Origin of the sequence: Pseudomonas sp. C9-3 (assembly GCF_032392015.1) — a bacterium.
In the GTDB taxonomy this organism is placed as follows: domain Bacteria; phylum Pseudomonadota; class Gammaproteobacteria; order Pseudomonadales; family Pseudomonadaceae; genus Pseudomonas; species Pseudomonas nitroreducens.
The window spans coordinates 5,338,033-5,354,744 of the sequence record NZ_CP135919.1 but is presented as its reverse complement, the minus strand read 5'-3'; the positions used below and the strand labels follow the sequence as shown (position 1 = coordinate 5,354,744).

The 16,712-nt window shown below is 63.7% G+C and carries 14 protein-coding genes; 7 read left to right on the top strand and 7 right to left on the bottom strand.

The window, feature by feature from the left end:
- Positions 1-52 precede the first annotated feature (52 nt).
- The gene (gene gpmI / locus RS899_RS24545; protein WP_315808289.1) at positions 53-1,588 is read right to left on the bottom strand and encodes a 2,3-bisphosphoglycerate-independent phosphoglycerate mutase; all 1,536 of its coding nucleotides are present in this window, start codon (positions 1,586-1,588) and stop codon (positions 53-55) included.
- Positions 1,589-1,733: 145 nt separating this feature from the next.
- Between gpmI and RS899_RS24540 the strand changes: the two genes are divergently transcribed.
- From RS899_RS24540 to secB, 3 genes are read left to right on the top strand one after another with little or no spacing between them, the layout of a single operon-like run.
- Entirely contained in the window at positions 1,734-2,156 is a 423-nt protein-coding gene (locus RS899_RS24540) for a rhodanese-like domain-containing protein (RefSeq protein WP_024762248.1), read from the top strand.
- A 1-nt stretch (position 2,157) separates the two neighbouring features.
- Positions 2,158-2,412 (top strand): glutaredoxin 3, encoded by a 255-nt coding sequence (grxC, locus tag RS899_RS24535; protein ID WP_024762249.1) that lies wholly within the window; start codon positions 2,158-2,160, stop codon positions 2,410-2,412.
- Between the two features lie 37 nt (positions 2,413-2,449).
- Positions 2,450-2,932, top strand: a complete 483-nt coding sequence (secB, locus tag RS899_RS24530) for a protein-export chaperone SecB (protein WP_233297462.1) — start codon at positions 2,450-2,452, stop codon at positions 2,930-2,932.
- 792 nt (positions 2,933-3,724) lie between these two features.
- On the opposite strand, the gene RS899_RS24525 is transcribed toward secB, so the two are convergent.
- Positions 3,725-4,123 (bottom strand): hypothetical protein, encoded by a 399-nt coding sequence (locus tag RS899_RS24525; protein ID WP_315808288.1) that lies wholly within the window; start codon positions 4,121-4,123, stop codon positions 3,725-3,727.
- A gap of 52 nt (positions 4,124-4,175) precedes the next feature.
- On the opposite strand from RS899_RS24525, the gene trmL reads away from it, so the two are divergent.
- Positions 4,176-4,637 carry a tRNA (uridine(34)/cytosine(34)/5-carboxymethylaminomethyluridine(34)-2'-O)-methyltransferase TrmL gene (gene trmL / locus RS899_RS24520; protein ID WP_233297460.1) on the top strand — a complete coding sequence of 154 codons (462 nt, stop codon included), beginning with the start codon at positions 4,176-4,178 and terminating at the stop codon, positions 4,635-4,637.
- 386 nt (positions 4,638-5,023) lie between these two features.
- Here the strand turns inward: trmL and ntrC are convergent, their stop codons facing one another.
- From ntrC to RS899_RS24500, 4 genes are all read right to left on the bottom strand, one after another.
- On the bottom strand, positions 5,024-6,454 hold the full coding sequence (ntrC, locus tag RS899_RS24515; RefSeq protein ID WP_315808287.1) for a two-component system response regulator NtrC: 1,431 nt from the start codon (positions 6,452-6,454) through the stop codon (positions 5,024-5,026).
- 2 nt (positions 6,455-6,456) lie between these two features.
- Positions 6,457-7,533 carry a nitrogen regulation protein NR(II) gene (glnL, locus tag RS899_RS24510; protein ID WP_024766655.1) on the bottom strand — a complete coding sequence of 359 codons (1,077 nt, stop codon included), beginning with the start codon at positions 7,531-7,533 and terminating at the stop codon, positions 6,457-6,459.
- Positions 7,534-7,740: 207 nt separating this feature from the next.
- Positions 7,741-8,319, bottom strand: coding sequence for a DUF4124 domain-containing protein (locus tag RS899_RS24505; RefSeq protein ID WP_233297459.1), 579 nt, complete (start codon positions 8,317-8,319; stop codon positions 7,741-7,743).
- Between the two features lie 2 nt (positions 8,320-8,321).
- The gene (locus tag RS899_RS24500) at positions 8,322-8,849 is read right to left on the bottom strand and encodes a DUF4124 domain-containing protein (RefSeq protein ID WP_054910501.1); all 528 of its coding nucleotides are present in this window, start codon (positions 8,847-8,849) and stop codon (positions 8,322-8,324) included.
- 194 nt (positions 8,850-9,043) lie between these two features.
- Here RS899_RS24500 and RS899_RS24495 point away from each other — a divergent pair, with 194 nt between their 5' ends.
- Positions 9,044-11,251, top strand: coding sequence for a mechanosensitive ion channel family protein (locus RS899_RS24495; RefSeq protein WP_233297458.1), 2,208 nt, complete (start codon positions 9,044-9,046; stop codon positions 11,249-11,251).
- 168 nt (positions 11,252-11,419) lie between these two features.
- On the opposite strand, the gene glnA is transcribed toward RS899_RS24495, so the two are convergent.
- The gene (gene glnA / locus RS899_RS24490) at positions 11,420-12,829 is read right to left on the bottom strand and encodes a glutamate--ammonia ligase (protein ID WP_017517179.1); all 1,410 of its coding nucleotides are present in this window, start codon (positions 12,827-12,829) and stop codon (positions 11,420-11,422) included.
- A 332-nt stretch (positions 12,830-13,161) separates the two neighbouring features.
- Between glnA and thiI the strand changes: the two genes are divergently transcribed.
- Together thiI and typA are read left to right on the top strand one after the other, a co-directional pair.
- On the top strand, positions 13,162-14,616 hold the full coding sequence (gene thiI / locus RS899_RS24485) for a tRNA uracil 4-sulfurtransferase ThiI (protein ID WP_054910503.1): 1,455 nt from the start codon (positions 13,162-13,164) through the stop codon (positions 14,614-14,616).
- Between the two features lie 170 nt (positions 14,617-14,786).
- Positions 14,787-16,607, top strand: a complete 1,821-nt coding sequence (gene typA, locus RS899_RS24480; RefSeq protein WP_045215809.1) for a translational GTPase TypA — start codon at positions 14,787-14,789, stop codon at positions 16,605-16,607.
- The last annotated feature ends 105 nt before the right edge of the window (positions 16,608-16,712 follow it).

The following is a 16,712-nucleotide window of genomic DNA, read 5'->3' as shown; positions in this document are numbered from 1 at the left end:
GTTTGCTCTGACCGACGGGAGGTGGCTCACGTTCCCGCCAGATCGATACCCATTAAAGCAGGGTGACGATCGATTTCCCGGTCATCTCTTTTGGCTGCTCCAGACCCATCAGGTTCAGCAGGGTCGGGGCCACGTCGGCGAGTACGCCGCCCTCGCGGATGCTCAGCTTGCGCTTGCCGATATAGACGAAAGGCACCGGTTCGCAGGTGTGCGCGGTGTGCGCCTGGCCGGTCATGGCGTCTTCCATCTGCTCGACGTTGCCGTGGTCGGCGGTGATCAGTGCTTCGCCGCCGACCTTGTCCAGAGCCTCGACGATACGACCGACGCAGGTATCCAGGCACTCAACGGCTTTCACCGCGGCCTCGAACACGCCGGTGTGGCCGACCATGTCGCCGTTGGCGTAGTTGACGATGATCACGTCGAAGCGCTGGTTCTCGATGGCGTCGACGATCTTGTCGGTGACCTCCGGCGCGCTCATTTCCGGCTGCAGGTCATAAGTGGCGACCTTGGGCGAGGGGATGAGGATGCGTTCTTCGCCTTCGAACGGCTCTTCGCGGCCGCCGGAGAAGAAGAAGGTCACGTGGGCGTATTTCTCGGTCTCGGCGATGCGCAGCTGGGTCTTGCCGTTCTTGGCCAAGTACTCGCCCAGGACGTTGTCCAGGGATTCGGGCTTGAACGCGCTGGGTGCCGGAATGCTCGCCGCGTACTGGGTCAGCATCACGTATTCGGCCAGGTGCAGCTCGCGCTGGCGCGGGAATTCCTTGAAGCCCGGCTCGACGAAGGCGCGCGACAGCTCGCGGGCACGGTCGGCGCGGAAGTTCATGAAGACCACGGCGTCGCCATCTTCCACGCGCACCTGTGCGCCGATGCGAGTGGCCTTGACGAATTCGTCGCTCTCACCGCGCTCGTAGGCTGCGTTCAGCGCGCCCACGGCGGTCTCGGCGGTGAATTCGGCAGTGCCGTCGGTGATCAGGTTGTAGGCGGCTTCGACGCGGTCCCAGCGATTGTCGCGGTCCATGGCGAAGTAGCGGCCGATGATGCTGGCGGTACGGCCCTTGCCGATGCGGGCGAAGGCGTCGTCGAGCAGCTTCAGCGACGGCTCGGCACTCCTGGGCGGCGTGTCGCGACCGTCGAGGAAGGCGTGCAGGTAGATTTTCTCGGCGCCACGCTGGGCGGCCAGCTCGGCCATGGCGATCAGGTGGTCCTGGTGGCTGTGTACGCCACCATCGGAAAGCAGGCCGAGGATGTGCACGGCCTTGCCGGCATTCGCTGCCTTGTCGACGGCGCCAGTCAGCACGGGGTTCTGGAAGAACTCGCCATCGCGGATCGCCTTGGTGACGCGGGTGAAGTCCTGGTAGACGACACGGCCTGCGCCCAGGTTCATGTGGCCGACCTCGGAGTTGCCCATCTGGCCGTCGGGCAGGCCGACGTCCATGCCCGAGCCGGAGATCAGGCCGTTGGGCTGGCTGGCCAGCAGGCGGTCCCAGTTGGGCTTCTTCGCGGCATAGATGGCGTTGTATTCCGGGCTCTCGCTATGGCCGAAGCCGTCCAGAATGATCAGGACCAGCGGTTTGGGCGTTGCAGTCATAGTTACGGCTCTTTCCGAGAATAGGGGTCAGAAAAGGACACACATTTTACCTTTTGGTGCCGACAGACGCCATGATCCCTAGGGTTCAGCCGTCAGATACGCGCGTGTATACTGGCCGGCATTTTTACGTCTGGATGTCCTGCGCATGTCTTCGTTTCTTCCTCGTCTGATCGAATTCGCCACCCACCACTACCTGCTGGTCGGTGCCCTGGTCATCCTGCTGGTACTGCTGGCCCTGCACGAAATGCGCAAGGGCGGCCGCGCGCTGTCCACCCGCGAGCTGACTGCCATGGTCAACGCCGAGCAGGCCGTGGTGCTGGATATCCGTCCCACCAAGGAGTTCACCACCGGTCACATCGTCGGTGCCCTGAATATCCCGGCGGACAAGCTGAACGCCCGCATGAGCGAGCTGGACAAACACAAGGCCAAGACCATCATCGTGGTCGACGGCATGGGGCAGCACTCGGGCACCTGGTGCAGCGTGCTGCAGAAGGCTGGCTACACCGCCGCCAAGCTTTCCGGCGGTATCGGCAGCTGGCGTGGCGACAACCTGCCCCTGGTGAAGTGAGATGCCGTCGACCTTGATCTACACCAGCGCGTGGTGCCCTTATTGCATCCGCGCCAAGGCCCTGCTGGACAAGAAGGGTGTCGCCTACGAGGAAATCTCCGTGGACGGCAAGCCTGGCGTTCGCGCCGAGATGGCCAGCAAGGCGGGCCGCACTTCGGTGCCGCAGATCTGGATCGACGGAACCCACATCGGCGGCTGCGACGATCTTTACGCGCTGGAACGCGCGGGCAAGCTGGATACGCTGCTCTCGGCGTGATCCCTCATTCTGAAACGATGCACAAGAAGGTCCCGAAATGACTGAACAAGCCAGCAACGGCGCAGCCGAGCAAGACAACAACCCGCAGTTCTCGCTGCAGCGCATCTACGTACGCGACCTCTCCTTCGAAGCCCCCAAGGCTCCGGAAATCTTCCGCCAGGAGTGGCAGCCGGCCATTTCGATGGACCTGAACACCCGTCAGAAGCAGCTAGACGGCGACTTCTACGAAGTGGTCCTGACCGTTTCGGTGACCGTGAAGAACAACGAGGAAACCGCTTTCATCGCTGAAGTGCAGCAGGCCGGCATCTTCCTGATCAAGGGCCTGGACGCTTCCAGCATGAGCCACACCCTGGGCGCCTTCTGCCCGAACATCCTCTTCCCGTACGCTCGCGAAACTCTGGACAGCCTGGTTGTCCGCGGTTCGTTCCCGGCGCTGATGCTGTCCCCGGTGAACTTCGATGCGCTGTACGCGCAGGAAATCGCCCGTATGCAGGCTTCCGGCGAGATCCCGGCTCAGTAATCACTGACGCCAGACGAGAAAGGCGCCTTCGGGCGCCTTTTTCTTTGCCTGCGATCTGAATTGTACAAAATTTGAACAGCTACACGAAGGCCACGTACCGCCTGCCGTTGAGCTGTTTATCCACAGACTGTTGCAGCAATTGCCCAAGCCTGTTGTGGGTAAATGCGCGGGCTCTTTTGTAGGAGCGAGCTTGCTCGCGAACCGCTTTTGCCGGTGGCGCTGGTGTCACGGTTGTTCGCAAGCAAGCTCGCTCCTGCAGGGGAATGCCGCGCAGTGCGTTCAAGTTTGGTGCATGCGCACTAGCAGGGCGCAGGTGCAGCGACACTCTGCGCGCCGCGACATGCCTGGGGAGCGCTGCCGTCAGCGAGTTTCAGTTAACGGGTAAAAATCGCTGAAAGCCTCATGCAGCAAGGCCTGTAGGGTCTTTTCGTGTCGTGCCTCCGCTCACCGACAAGGTCCTGAGCACGTTTTGGCACGCCCTCTGCAATACCTCTGACAACAGCGATTTCAGGGGCCTCGGTACAGGCAGGCTGGGGAACCCCTCTTTTACATCTAGCGAGCGTGCAGCCCGAAGCGGCGGCCGTCGCAGCCGGTTCGGGGGTCCTGGTACAGGCAGGCCGGGAAAGCCCCCTTTTTATGCCCGCAGGCGTGCTACGGCGCCCTGCGCACCCGTTAGGGGTCCTGGTACAGGCAGGCCGGGGAAACCCCTCTTTTATGCCCGCGAACCTTCGCTCGAAGGCATCGCCTCCCACTTCGGGGCCCCGGACCAGGCAGGCCGGGAACACCCCGCTTTTATTCGGGCCGCGCGCTGATGCTCAGGCGCCACCGGCCCTCGACTTCGGTGCTGTCCCAGGTACCTTGCAGGCGCCGGGTCGACAGCAGCGTCAGCAGAAGCCCTTCCCCTTGCGGCTCCAGTCTCCAGCGCACCGGAGCATCACCGATCCGCAGTTGCCCCTGCTGTGCCGTGGCAACGGCTTCGATCTGCAGCACCAGTGCGCCGTCCTGGTGGCCGGCGCGAACGGCCGGCTGCGCGTCCAGGGTGAGTACCAGACCATCGGGCGAAGGCTCTATGGCGAGGATCCGGGTTGGCCCTTCGTGCGGCGGATTGACCAGGCGGCCTATCATCAGGCCCAGCAGCAGGCCCAGCACACACAGCGAAACCATCACTTTCAGCCAGGGCCTGGGCCGCATTTGCTCCTTTGCGGGAGTAGAATGCCCGCCGTTCTCAGGCTCGGAGCGCTGCATGTTCCACGTAATCCTTTTTCAACCGGAAATTCCCCCCAACACTGGCAACATTATCAGGCTGTGCGCCAACGCGGGCGCAAGCCTGCACCTGATCGAGCCGCTGGGATTCGAGCTGGACGACAAGCGCCTGCGTCGCGCCGGGCTGGATTACCACGAGTACGCCAGCGTGCGGCGCTACGCGAGCCTCGAGGAATGCCTGGAACAGCTCGGCCGCCCGCGCCTGTTCGCCTTCACCACCAAGGGTTCGCAGCCATTCCATGAAGTGGCTTACGAGCGTGGCGACGCTTTCCTCTTCGGCCCGGAAAGCCGTGGGCTGCCCGAGGAAGTGCGTGACGCGCTGCCGCCGGAGCAGCGTGTGCGCCTGCCGATGCGTCCGGGTTGCCGCAGCCTGAACCTGTCCAATACCGTTGCCGTGACCGTCTATGAAGCCTGGCGTCAACACGGCTTCGCCATGGACTGAGCGTTTTTTGTACGGTCCGCGCAAACCCGCGTGGGCTGTGAAGCGCAGCGGCTTGCCCCAAGCTTATCCACAGGCAGGCGCACAGCCGATGTGGGCAACCCGCAAATTCCTGCACAGAAACCGAGCAAACCCCCAGACCGCGCATGCTCTGGGCTGTAGCACGTTCCTTCCCCGTTCCGTGCACAGTGTTATCCACAGGTTCTGGGGGTAAATGCTACCGGGATGTGACCCGGTTTAATGGACGTTGATGGCGGTCATGGTCCGCACCGAAAGCCAATGGCGCGCTCGCCAACTGCGCAGGAGCGGACTGCCCGGCACCGCGCTACGGGGTTTGGCGCAGCAACACAAGAAAAAGGGGCCTTCGGCCCCTTTTCAGTGGAGCGACGTCAGTCGTCGCCGTCCTCGTCCGGGCCGTCGATCTTCATGCCCAGTTCCTTGATCTTGCGGGTCAGGGTATTGCGGCCCCAGCCCAGCAGCACGGCGGCGTCGCGGCGGCGGCCGGCGGTGTGCTTGAGCGCGGTCTCGATCATGATCCGCTCGAACGCCGGCACGGCGGTGTCCAGCAGGTTCGACTGCCCGCGTCCCAGTGCCTGGTCGGCCCAATGGCGCAAGGCCTGCTCCCAGTTGGCGGCCGGCACGCTGTCCTGTGGCTGGGTCATCAGCTCCGGCGGCAGATCGTCGATATGCACCTCGCGGCCGGATGCCATGACGGTGATCCAGCGGCAGGTGTTTTCCAGCTGGCGCACGTTGCCCGGCCAGCCGAGGTTCTTCAGGTATTCCTCGGTTTCCGGCTTGAGCAGCTTCGGCTCGACCGCCAGCTCCTGCGCCGCGCGCGAAAGGAAGTGCCGGGCGAGTGCCGGGATGTCCTCGCGGCGGTCGGCCAGGCGCGGAATGTGCACCCGGATGACGTTCAGGCGGTGGAGCAGGTCTTCGCGGAACTTGCCTTCGCGCACCAGGTTTTCCAGGTTCTGGTGAGTGGCGGCGATGATTCGCACGTCCACTTTCACCGGGGTGTGGCCACCCACCCGGTAGAACTCGCCATCAGCCAGCACGCGCAGCAGGCGGGTCTGGGTGTCGGCCGGCATGTCGCCGATCTCGTCGAGGAACAGCGAACCGCCATCGGCCTGCTCGAAGCGGCCGCGGCGCTGGTTGGCTGCGCCGGTGAAGGCGCCTTTCTCGTGGCCGAACAGTTCCGACTCCATCAGATCCTTGGGGATCGCCGCCATGTTCAGCGCGATGAACGGCGAAGCCGCGCGCGGGCTGTGGCGGTGCAGGGCGTGGGCGACCAGCTCCTTGCCGGTACCCGATTCGCCGTTGATCAGCACGGTGATGTTGGAGTGGGAGAGGCGGCCGATGGCACGGAACACCTCCTGCATCGCCGGCGCCTCGCCGATGATTTCCGGGGTGCGTGTCTGGTTGGCCGGGGCTTCCAGGCCCTGTTGCTCCTGGGCGTGCTGGTTGGCGCGCTTGACCAGGGAGACGGCCTCGTCGACGTCGAACGGCTTGGGCAGGTATTCGAAGGCGCCGCCCTGGTAGGAGGCCACCGCGCTGTCCAGGTCCGAATGCGCAGTCATGATGATCACCGGCAGGCGCGGGTGCACCTCGCGGATCTGCGCCAGCAAATCCAGGCCGCTGGAACCGGGCATACGGATGTCGGAGATGATCACGTCCGGTTGTTGCCGGCCCAGGCGGCTCATCACGCTGTCGGCGCTGTCGAAGCTGACGGTGGTCATGCCTTCCTGCTGCAGGGCTTTTTCCAGCACCCAGCGGATGGAGCGGTCGTCGTCGACGATCCAGACGGTCTCTGATCGGCTCATGGTCAATGGACTCCTTGTTCCAGGGGCAGGAACAGACTGAACACGGTGTGGCCGGGATGGCTCTCGCATTCGATCAAGCCCTGGTGCTGGCTGATGATGTTCTGGGTGATGGCGAGGCCCAGGCCGGTGCCGTCGGCGCGGCCGCTGACCATGGGATAGAAGATGGTGTCCTGCAGTTCAGCCGGAATGCCCGGGCCGTTGTCGATGATCTCCACCTTGCACACCAGGCGATGGCGCGTGTGGCCGATGGTGAACTGGCGCAGGGTGCGGGTGCGCAGGGTGATGCGCCCCAGCTTGAGTTCGTTTTGCGCGGCGATCGCCTGCATGGCGTTGCGCACGATGTTGAGCACCGCCTGGATCATCTGCTCGCGGTCGATCAGCAGGTCCGGGATGCTCGGGTCGTAGTCGCGCACCAGCGGAATGGTGCCCTGGGTTTCGGCTTCGACGAGGCTGCAGACGCGCTCCAGCACTTCGTGGACGTTGGTCACCGAGAGCTGCGGGAGCTTGTTGGAGCCGAGCATGCGGTCCACCAGGTTCCTCAGCCGGTCGGCTTCCTCGATGATGACGTTGGTGTAGTCCTTGAGCGATTCGTCCGGCAGCTCGCGGGAAAGCAGCTGCGCCGCGCCACGAATCCCACCCAGCGGGTTCTTGATCTCATGGGCCAGGCCGCGCACCAGGAGCTTGGTGGTCTCCTGCTTGGACAGTTGCGCCTCTTCCTTGGTGATCCGCAGCAGCCGGTCGCGAGGGTGGACTTCGAGTAGCAGCAGGGTGTCGCGACGGTCGAGGATCGGCGTCACCGCGTAGTCGACGGTGATGGTCTGGCCGGTCAGCGAGGTCAGGGTCGCTTCGCGCTTGGTGAAGGGGTGCGCCTCTTCCACGGCCTGGCGCAGCGACTGCAGCGCCTCGGGCGATTCGGTGAACAGCTCGCTGATGAATTGCCCATGGCTGCGCTGGCCACTGACTGCCAGCAGCATTTCCGCTGCCGGGTTCATGTACTCCAGGCGCAGCTCGGCGTTGAGCAGGATCACCGCCGTGGTGAGGTTGTCGAGCAACAGGCGGAGCTGGGTTTCTGTAGGCATGGCGTAGGAGATGTCCCAAGACTGTGCGGGAAAATGCAAGAAGCAAACCAGGCCCTGAAAAGACGCGTATTTCGCGGCATCGCGCTGATTTGCGGTGCGCAGGCGGCCAATCCGCTCAGCGGGAGTGACCCGAAATGGGGAGAGTATAGAAAGTGGTGCAGGCACATGCACCGATATGGTGCATTTGTGGCAGATCGCACGCCGCCGTCAGCGACGGTCGGCGCTGAGTGGTTGGCTGCGGTCGAGGTCGAGCGAGTCGGCCACGGAAACGCGGAACATGTGGAAGGGCTGGTTGGGCGTCTGCTCGATGGTGCGCCCGAGGGTGTCGATGATTTCCACCGACAGCTGGTGAGTGCCGCGATCGATGTTGTTCAGCGGGAAGACCGGGCTGCGGCCAGGGTCGCCGACCGGCTTGCCGTCCAGCAGCAGGCGGTAGAGGTGGCCGGGCAACAGGGCCGGGTCACTGGTGGCGGAAACGATAAGGGCCCCGTCATTGGCGCGTACGGTGGCATCGGGCTCCGGCACGATGATGCGCAGCAACTGGTAGGCCGGCGGGCCGGGCGGCAACGCGGGAGTGGCCGGTGCGTAGAGCGGCGGCGGCATGTGCACGCCATTGGGCGAGCCGGGCTGGGAGTTGGTCGGCGCCAGTTGCAGCTTCTGCGCGTTGCCGCGCGGTGGCTGGTCGGTGAAGACGCGGTTGCCGTCCTTGTCGATGTAGGTGTAGACCTCGGCGCTGGCCGAGAGGCAGAACAGCACCGAGAACAGGAAAACTACCAGGTGACGCATCGTCAGTTGCCCTTGCGCGCTGGGCTGTTGGTACTGATGCGCTGCAGGGTGAAGCTCACCGGGCTGCTGGCCTGGATCACCCGGCTGCCCTGCAGCACCTGGACTGCCAGGGTGTGGTCGCCACGGTCGATGTTCTGCAGGCCGATGCTGGTGCTGCTGGTCGGGGCGCCGTAGGGCTGGCCGTCGAGCAACAGCTGCAATTGGTGATCCGGCGCCAGGGCCGGCTGCACCACGACGTTCACCATGAAGGTGCCGTTGTTCTGGCGCAGCGATTCGTCGTCCGGCAGGTTGCTCAGGGCGAGAATGGCGTAGGCGCCGGTCGCCTGGCTCTGGCCGCCGCCGTCGACGGGGACGATGGGAGCCTGCGGGCCGACGGTGTTGGTCGGTGGCAGTTCCACGGGCTTGGCGTCGACGTTGGTCGGCGGCTGGTTGGTGAACACCGTCTTGCCGTTGGCGTCGGTGTACTTGTAGATCTGCGCGCTGGCTGGCAATGCGGCGGCGAGCAGCAGGGCGGTAAGGATCAGGCGCATGAAGAATCTCCGGATGGTCGTGCCAAGCCTTGCACCGCCGACGGCGGCTGGCAAGTTGCCTATTGTCTTTCAGCAGGGCGCCGCGCGTTGTGCGCTGCTGCTCGTCGAAGGACCTTTCCCGCGCGGGACGGGTCCGAGCCTGGCGCCGGCGTCTGTATGATGCGGGCGAGCGTCATTTTCCATCGGTGTGGGGTGTGCCTGTGATTTCGATTCGTTACCTGCTTCGTCAGTGGCTGCTGCTGTGCTGCCTGGGCCTCGGCTTGTCCGTCGCCGGGCCCGCGCTGGCGGCGCTTCCCGGGCAGCTGGCCGGGGTGACGGGCGGTGGCGAGACCAAGGTCAGTGATGCCCAGTTGGAGCAGTCGCTGAACCAGGTGATCAAGACCCTGGAGAACGACCAGCAGCGCGGTGACCTGCTGAAGAAACTCAAGCAACTGCGCGATGCGACGCAGAAGGGTGCGGAGGAGCAGGGCGGCGTGCTCGGCCTGATCGGCGATACCCTGGGCAGCCTGGAGAAGCAGTTCGAAGGCGCCAACAGCCCGATGGTGCGCTGGGCCGAGCTGTTCCAGGGGGCGGGTTACGAGCTGGAAGTGCGCACGCCGTCGCTGGCGGAATGGCCGGGAATGATCCTCGATTTTGCCCTGGTCATCCTCATCTGGGCCTGCGTCGCCCTCGGCCTGCGCTGGGTTGCCGGGCGCATGCGCAAGCGTTTCGGCCTGGAAGGCGAGCTGCCGCAGCATCCCAAGACCCGCGATCTGCTGCTGTTCGCCTTGCGCAAGCTGGGCCCCTGGCTGGTCGCCTTCCTGATTACCGTCTACCTGTCGGTTGTGCTGCCCAGCTCGCTCGGCAAGCTGGTGGCGATGGTGATCGCTTACACCCTGGTGTGCGGCACGCTGTTCTCCGCCCTGTGCGTGATCTCCCTGTCGCTGCTCAGCGGCCCGCACCGCATGCGTGCGCTGGATATCCTGCGGCGCCGCGCCTTCCGCCCGCTCTGGCTGATCGGCAGCCTCGCCGCGCTGGGCGAGGTGATGCACGACCCGCGCGTCATCGAGAGCCTGGGCATGAACATCTCGCTGTTCGTCGGTTCGGTGGCGAATATCTGCGCGGCGCTGCTCACCGCGCTGTTCGTCCTGCAGTTCCGCCGCCCCATCGCACACCTGATCCGCAACCAGCCACTGGAGCGCCGCCTCAAGCGCCGCGGCCTGAGCGACCTGGTCGAGCTGATCGGCTCGATCTGGTTCCTGCCGGTGCTGGTGCTGGTGGGCATTTCGCTGTTCGCCACCATCGTTACTGCCGGCGACAGCAGCTACGCACTGCGCCGGGCCCTGGTCTGCGCCGTCGTGGCGGTGGTGGCGATGACCGTCAACGGCCTGATCCGTCGCGCGCACCAGCGCTCTGCCCGGCGCGGTGCGCGTCGCCATGCGCCCTACATCGAGCAATTGCAGAGCTTCGGCTACACGCTGCTGCACATCGCCAGCCTGCTGTTCTTCTTGGAGATCGGCCTGCGCGTCTGGGGCATGTCGCTGATCCGCTTCGCCGAGGGCGACGGCTCGCAGATCAGCCTCAAGCTGTTCAGCTTCGGCACCACCCTGCTGGTCGCCTGGCTGGTCTGGATCCTCACGGACACCGCCGTGCAGCACAGCCTTGGACTGGGCGGCAAGAAGAGCGCCAATGCCCGTGCCCTGACCATGCTGCCGCTGATCCGCAACGTACTGTTCGTGACCATCGCGGTGATCGCCCTGATCGTCGCCCTGGCCAACATGGGCATGAACGTCACGCCGCTGCTTGCCGGTGCCGGTGTGATCGGCCTGGCCATCGGTTTCGGCGCGCAATCGCTGGTGGCGGATCTGATCACCGGCCTGTTCATCATCATCGAGGACTCGCTGTCCATCGACGACTACGTCGACGTTGGCGGCCACCTCGGCACGGTGGAGGGCCTGACCATCCGCACCGTGCGCCTGCGCGACCTGGACGGCGTGGTGCACACCATCCCGTTCAGCGAGATCAAGAGCATCAAGAACTACTCGCGCCAGTTCGGCTACGCCATGTTCCGCTGGCCGGTGCCGGCGAGCATGCCGATCGACGACGCGCTGGCGCTGGTCAAGGAAGTCTCCGGCGAGCTGCGCACCGACCGCACCATCAACCGCGCCATCTGGTCGCCACTGGAAATCCAGGGTATCGAGAGCTTCGATGCCGGCCAGGCGATCCTGCGCTTCCGCTTCAAGACCGCGCCGATCCGCCAGTGGGAAGTACAGCGCGCGTTCAACCTGCGCCTGCGGCAGAAGCTCGACAAGGCCGGGCTGGAGCTCTCCATGCCGCGCCTGAACGTGCAGCTTTCGCGCATGCGCAAATCGCGCCGCGAGGACGACGAGGAACAGGGCGTGCCGGCGGACGGTGGTATCTGATCCCGGCCTCCCGTTGCAGGAGCGAGCCTGCTCGCGATCAGATCAGTGCCAAGCGGTTCGCGAGCAGGCTCGCTCCTGCGGGGATGAGCTGCGGCGTTTTTCTGCAGGCATAAAAAAGGCCTCCCGAAGGAGGCCTTAATGCTGTCGCTATTTATAGGTATTCGTGGATCAGACGCTGTAGTACAGGTCGTATTCCAGCGGGTGCACGAAGGTGCGCACCTTGATTTCTTCTTCCGACTTCAGCTCGATGTAGGCATCGATGAACTCGTCGGTGAACACGCCGCCCTTGGTCAGGAACGCACGGCCCTTGTCGAGTTCTTCCAGCGCCTCTTTCAGGCTGCCGCAAACCTGCGGGATTTCCTTCGCCTCTTCCGGCGGCAGGTCGTACAGGTTCTTGTCGGCGGCATCGCCGGGGTGAATCTTGTTCTGGATGCCGTCCAGGCCGGCCATCAGCAGAGCGGCGAAGCACAGGTAGGGGTTGGCAGCCGGGTCCGGGAAGCGCGCCTCGATGCGGCGGGCTTTCGGGCTGGAAACGTACGGGATACGGATCGAGGCGGAGCGGTTGCGGGCCGAGTAGGCCAGCATGACCGGGGCTTCGAAGCCAGGAACCAGACGCTTGTAGGAGTTGGTGGCCGGGTTGGTGAAGCCGTTCAGGGCTTTACCGTGCTTGATGATGCCGCCGATGAAGTACAGGGCGGTATCGGACAGGCCGGCATAGCCTTCGCCAGCGAAGGTGTTCTTGCCATCCTTGGAGATGGACATGTGCACGTGCATGCCCGAGCCGTTGTCGCCGTACAGCGGCTTCGGCATGAAGGTCACGGTCTTGCCGTAGGCGTCGGCAACGTTGTGCACGCAGTACTTCAGGGTCTGGACTTCGTCAGCCTTGGCAACGAGGGTGTTGAACTTCACACCGATCTCGTTCTGGCCAGCGGTGGCCACTTCGTGGTGGTGGACTTCCACGACCAGGCCCATTTCTTCCAGGGCGTTGCACATGGCGGTACGGATTTCGTGGTCGTGGTCGACCGGCGGTACCGGGAAGTAGCCGCCTTTGACGCCCGGACGGTGACCCTTGTTGCCGGTCTCGATGTCGGCGTCGGTGTTCCAGGAAGCCTGCTCGGAGAAGATCTTGAACATCGAGCCGGAGATGTCGGACTTGAACTTCACTTCGTCGAAGATGAAGAACTCCGGCTCCGGGCCGACGAATACGGTGTCACCGATACCGGTGGACTTCAGGTATTCCTCGGCACGCTTGGCGATGTTGCGCGGGTCGCGCTCGTAGCCTTGCATGGTGCTCGGCTCGATGATGTCGCAAACGATGATCAGGGTCGGCTCTTCGGTGAACGGGTCGAGCACGGCGGTGCTGTCGTCCGGGAGCAGGATCATGTCGGAGGCTTCGATGCCCTTCCAGCCTTCGATGGAGGAACCATCGAACATCTTGCCGGCTTCGAAGAACTCGTCGTCCAGCGCGTCGCGGGCGGGCATGGTGACGTGCTGCTGCTTGCCTTTGGTATCGGTGAAGCGCAGGTCAACCCACTTCACGTCATGATCTTTGATCAGTTGTTGCGACTTGTACGACATGCTGTCCTCCAGGAGGGATTAGAGCTGGGAGCTTTTTCGTGCCCCAGTATCGGGTGATGCCGGCCGGAATACTCCGCCAGGGCAACCTGCCTCACAAGAGAGCAAGTTGCGTGCCAGTGCCCGTAAATGGGCAGAAGCCCTGAAATCACGGGCTGTGGCGGGTATTGCAGAGAATTGCGTGATAATTGTGCACCGTTTTGGTGCTGTATCGTGGTGCGTTCGTCCATTTTGGTGCGCGGAAAAGAAAGTCTCCGATTTCTGCTCAAGTCTTGAGCAATTTCGGATATAATTCCGCCCCTTTTTTTCAGTCCCATGGCAATCGCCCGATTCGCATGAAACTCATCGTCAAGGTCTTCCAGGAAATCACCATCAAGAGCCGGCCGGTGCGCAAGCGCTTCATCCGCCAGCTGGCGAAGAACATTCGCACGGTGCTCCGCGACCTCGACCCCGAGCTGCTGGTCGAAGGCGAGTGGGACAACCTCGAGGTCGAGACCAGGGTCACCGACCCCAAGGTCCTGCGCGAGATGATCGAGCGCCTGACCTGCACGCCGGGCATCGGCCACTTCCTGGAAGTGCACGAATACCCGCTGGGCGATTTCGACGACATCCTCGAGAAGTGCAAGGCCCATTTCGGCGACAAGCTGCCGGGCAAAGTCTTCTCCATGCGCTGCAAGCGCGCTGGCAAGCATCCGTTCACCTCCATCGACGTCGAGCGCTATGTCGGCGGTGGCCTGCGCCAGCACTGTGGAGCGGCGGGCGTATCGCTGAAGAACCCGGAAGTGGAAGTGCGCGTGGAAATCCGCCATGACCGCCTCTATGTCATCCATGCCCAGCACGATGGCCTCGGCGGCTACCCGCTGGGTGCGCTGGAGCAGGTGCTGGTGCTGATGTCCGGTGGCTTCGACTCCACCGTGGCGGCCTACCAGATGATGCGCCGTGGCATGATCAGCCACTTCGTGTTCTTCAACCTCGGCGGCCGCGCCCACGAACTGGGCGTGATGGAAGTCGCGCACTACCTGTGGAAGAAGTACGGCAGCTCCCAGCGCGTGCTGTTCGTCAGCGTGCCCTTCGAGGAAGTGGTCGGTGAGATTCTCACCAAGGTCGACGACAGCTACATGGGCGTGACCTTGAAGCGCATGATGCTGCGCGCCGCCAGCCGAGTGGCCGAGCGCCTGGAGATCGACGCGCTGGTGACCGGCGAGGCGATTTCCCAGGTTTCCAGCCAGACCCTGCCGAACCTCTCGGTGATCGACCGGGTGACCGATACCCTGGTCCTGCGCCCGCTGATCGTCAGCCACAAGCAGGACATCATCGACACCGCGACGAAGATCGGCACCGCCGAGTTCGCCAAGCACATGCCAGAATATTGCGGCGTGATCTCGGTGAACCCGACCACCCAGGCCAAGCCGCACCGAGTCGACTACGAAGAAACCAAGTTCGACATGGCCGTGCTCGACCGCGCCCTGGAGCGCTCCACCCAGATGACCGTCGACCGCGTGATCGACGAACTGGGCAAGGACCTGGCGGTGGAAATGGTCGATGAAGTGCTGGCCGGGCAGATCGTCGTGGACATCCGCCACCCGGACGCCCAGGAAGATGAACCGCTGGCCATCGAGGGCATCGAAGTACTGCCGATGCCGTTCTACGCGATCAACAGCAAATTCAAGGAACTGGACCCCAATCGCCAGTACCTCCTGTATTGCGACAAGGGCGTGATGAGTCGTCTGCACGCCCACCACCTGGTCAACGAAGGGCACACCAATGTGCGTGTTTACCGTCCGCAATAAAGGCGCGGACCAACGCCGCCAGCCCGGACTGTTCGGCGGCAGCATCCGCCACCGACCTCCCGACACATTGGGTGCGTAAGCTCACGCCCTGACCATTTGCACCGCCGCGCCACGGCCCGGCCCCCGCTGCCGAAATCGGCAGCCGAAGATTCACTATCGAGACTGACACTGTGATCGAAAAACTGCGCAACATCGCCATCATCGCCCACGTCGACCATGGCAAGACCACCCTCGTAGACAAGCTCCTGCGCCTGTCCGGCACCCTCGACCGCAAAGAAGCGGAAAACGAGCGTGTGATGGACTCCAACGACCAGGAAAAAGAGCGTGGCATCACCATTCTGGCGAAGAACACCGCGCTGAAATGGAACGACTACAGCATCAACATCGTCGACACCCCCGGCCACGCCGACTTCGGTGGCGAGGTTGAGCGCGTGATGTCGATGGTCGACTCCGTACTGCTGGTGGTCGACGCCCAGGACGGCCCCATGCCGCAGACCCGTTTCGTGACCCAGAAGGCCTTCAAGGCCGGCCTGCGTCCGATCGTCGTGGTGAACAAGATCGACCGTCCGGGCGCGCGTCCTGACTGGGTCATCGACCAGATCTTCGACCTGTTCGACAACCTCGGCGCCACCGACGAGCAACTGGACTTCCCGATCGTCTACGCCAGTGCCCTGAACGGCATCGCCGGCATGGACCACGAGAAGATGGACGACAACATGGACGCGCTGTTCCAGGCGATCATCGACCACGTCCCGGCGCCGAAAGTCGACGTCGACGGCCCGTTCCAGATGCAGATCTCCCAGCTGGACTACAACAGCTTCCTCGGCGTGATCGGCATCGGCCGCATCGCCCGCGGCAAGGTCAAGACCAACACCCCGGTCGTGGCCATCAGCGACGACGGCACCAAGCGCAACGGCCGTATCCTGAAGATCATGGGCCACTCGGGCCTGCAGCGCATCGAAGTCGCTGAAGCCGAAGCCGGTGACATCGTCTGCGTCTCGGGCATGGACGAGCTGTTCATCTCCGACACCCTGTGCGACCCGCAGAACGTCGAAGCGCGCCCGCCGCTGACCGTCGACCAGCCGACCGTGAGCATGACCTTCCAGGTCAACGACTCGCCGTTCGCCGGCAAGGAAGGCAAGTTCGTCACCAGCCGCAACATCAAGGACCGTCTGGACAAGGAACTGCTGCACAACGTGGCCCTGCGCGTCGAGCAAGGCGACTCCCCGGAGAAGTTCAAGGTCTCCGGCCGTGGCGAACTGCACCTCTCGGTACTGATCGAAACCATGCGTCGTGAAGGCTTCGAGCTGGCCGTAGGCCGTCCGGAAGTGGTCATCATCGAGACCGCCGAAGGCGAGAAGCAGGAGCCTTACGAGAACGTCACCATCGACATCGAAGAGCAGCACCAGGGCTCGGTGATGGAGCAGATGGGCCTGCGCAAGGGCGATCTGACCAACATGATCCCCGACGGCAAGGGTCGCGTGCGCCTGGAATACACCATCCCGGCGCGTGGCCTGATCGGCTTCCGTAACAACTTCCTGACCCTGACCTCGGGCACCGGCATCCTGACCTCGACCTTCAGCCACTACGGCCCGATCAAGGCCGGCGAAGTGACCAACCGTCAGAACGGCGTACTGGTCTCCATGGCCACCGGCACCGCGCTGACCTACTCGCTGGAAACCCTGCAGAGCCGCGGCAAGCTGTTCCTCGGCCCAGGCGACGAGATCTACGAAGGCCAGCTGGCCGGCATCAACAGCCGCGACAACGACCTGGTGATCAACCCCACCAAAGGCAAGAAGCTCGACAACATGCGCGCTTCGGGCAAGGACGAAGTCATCGCCCTGGTTCCGCCGATCCGCTTCACCCTGGAGCAGGCGCTGGAATTCATCGCCGATGACGAGCTGGTGGAAGTGACGCCGAAGTCGATCCGTCTGCGCAAGAAGATGCTGAACGAGAACGACCGCAAGCGCTACGAGCGCGCCAAGGTCTAAGTCGACCAGCAGTACGAGAAAGCCGGGCTTATGCCCGGCTTTTTTTTGCCCGTGGTAAAGGCCGCCAGCAATTGTAGGAGCGAGAGGGTGTCGTAGGACGCGTCT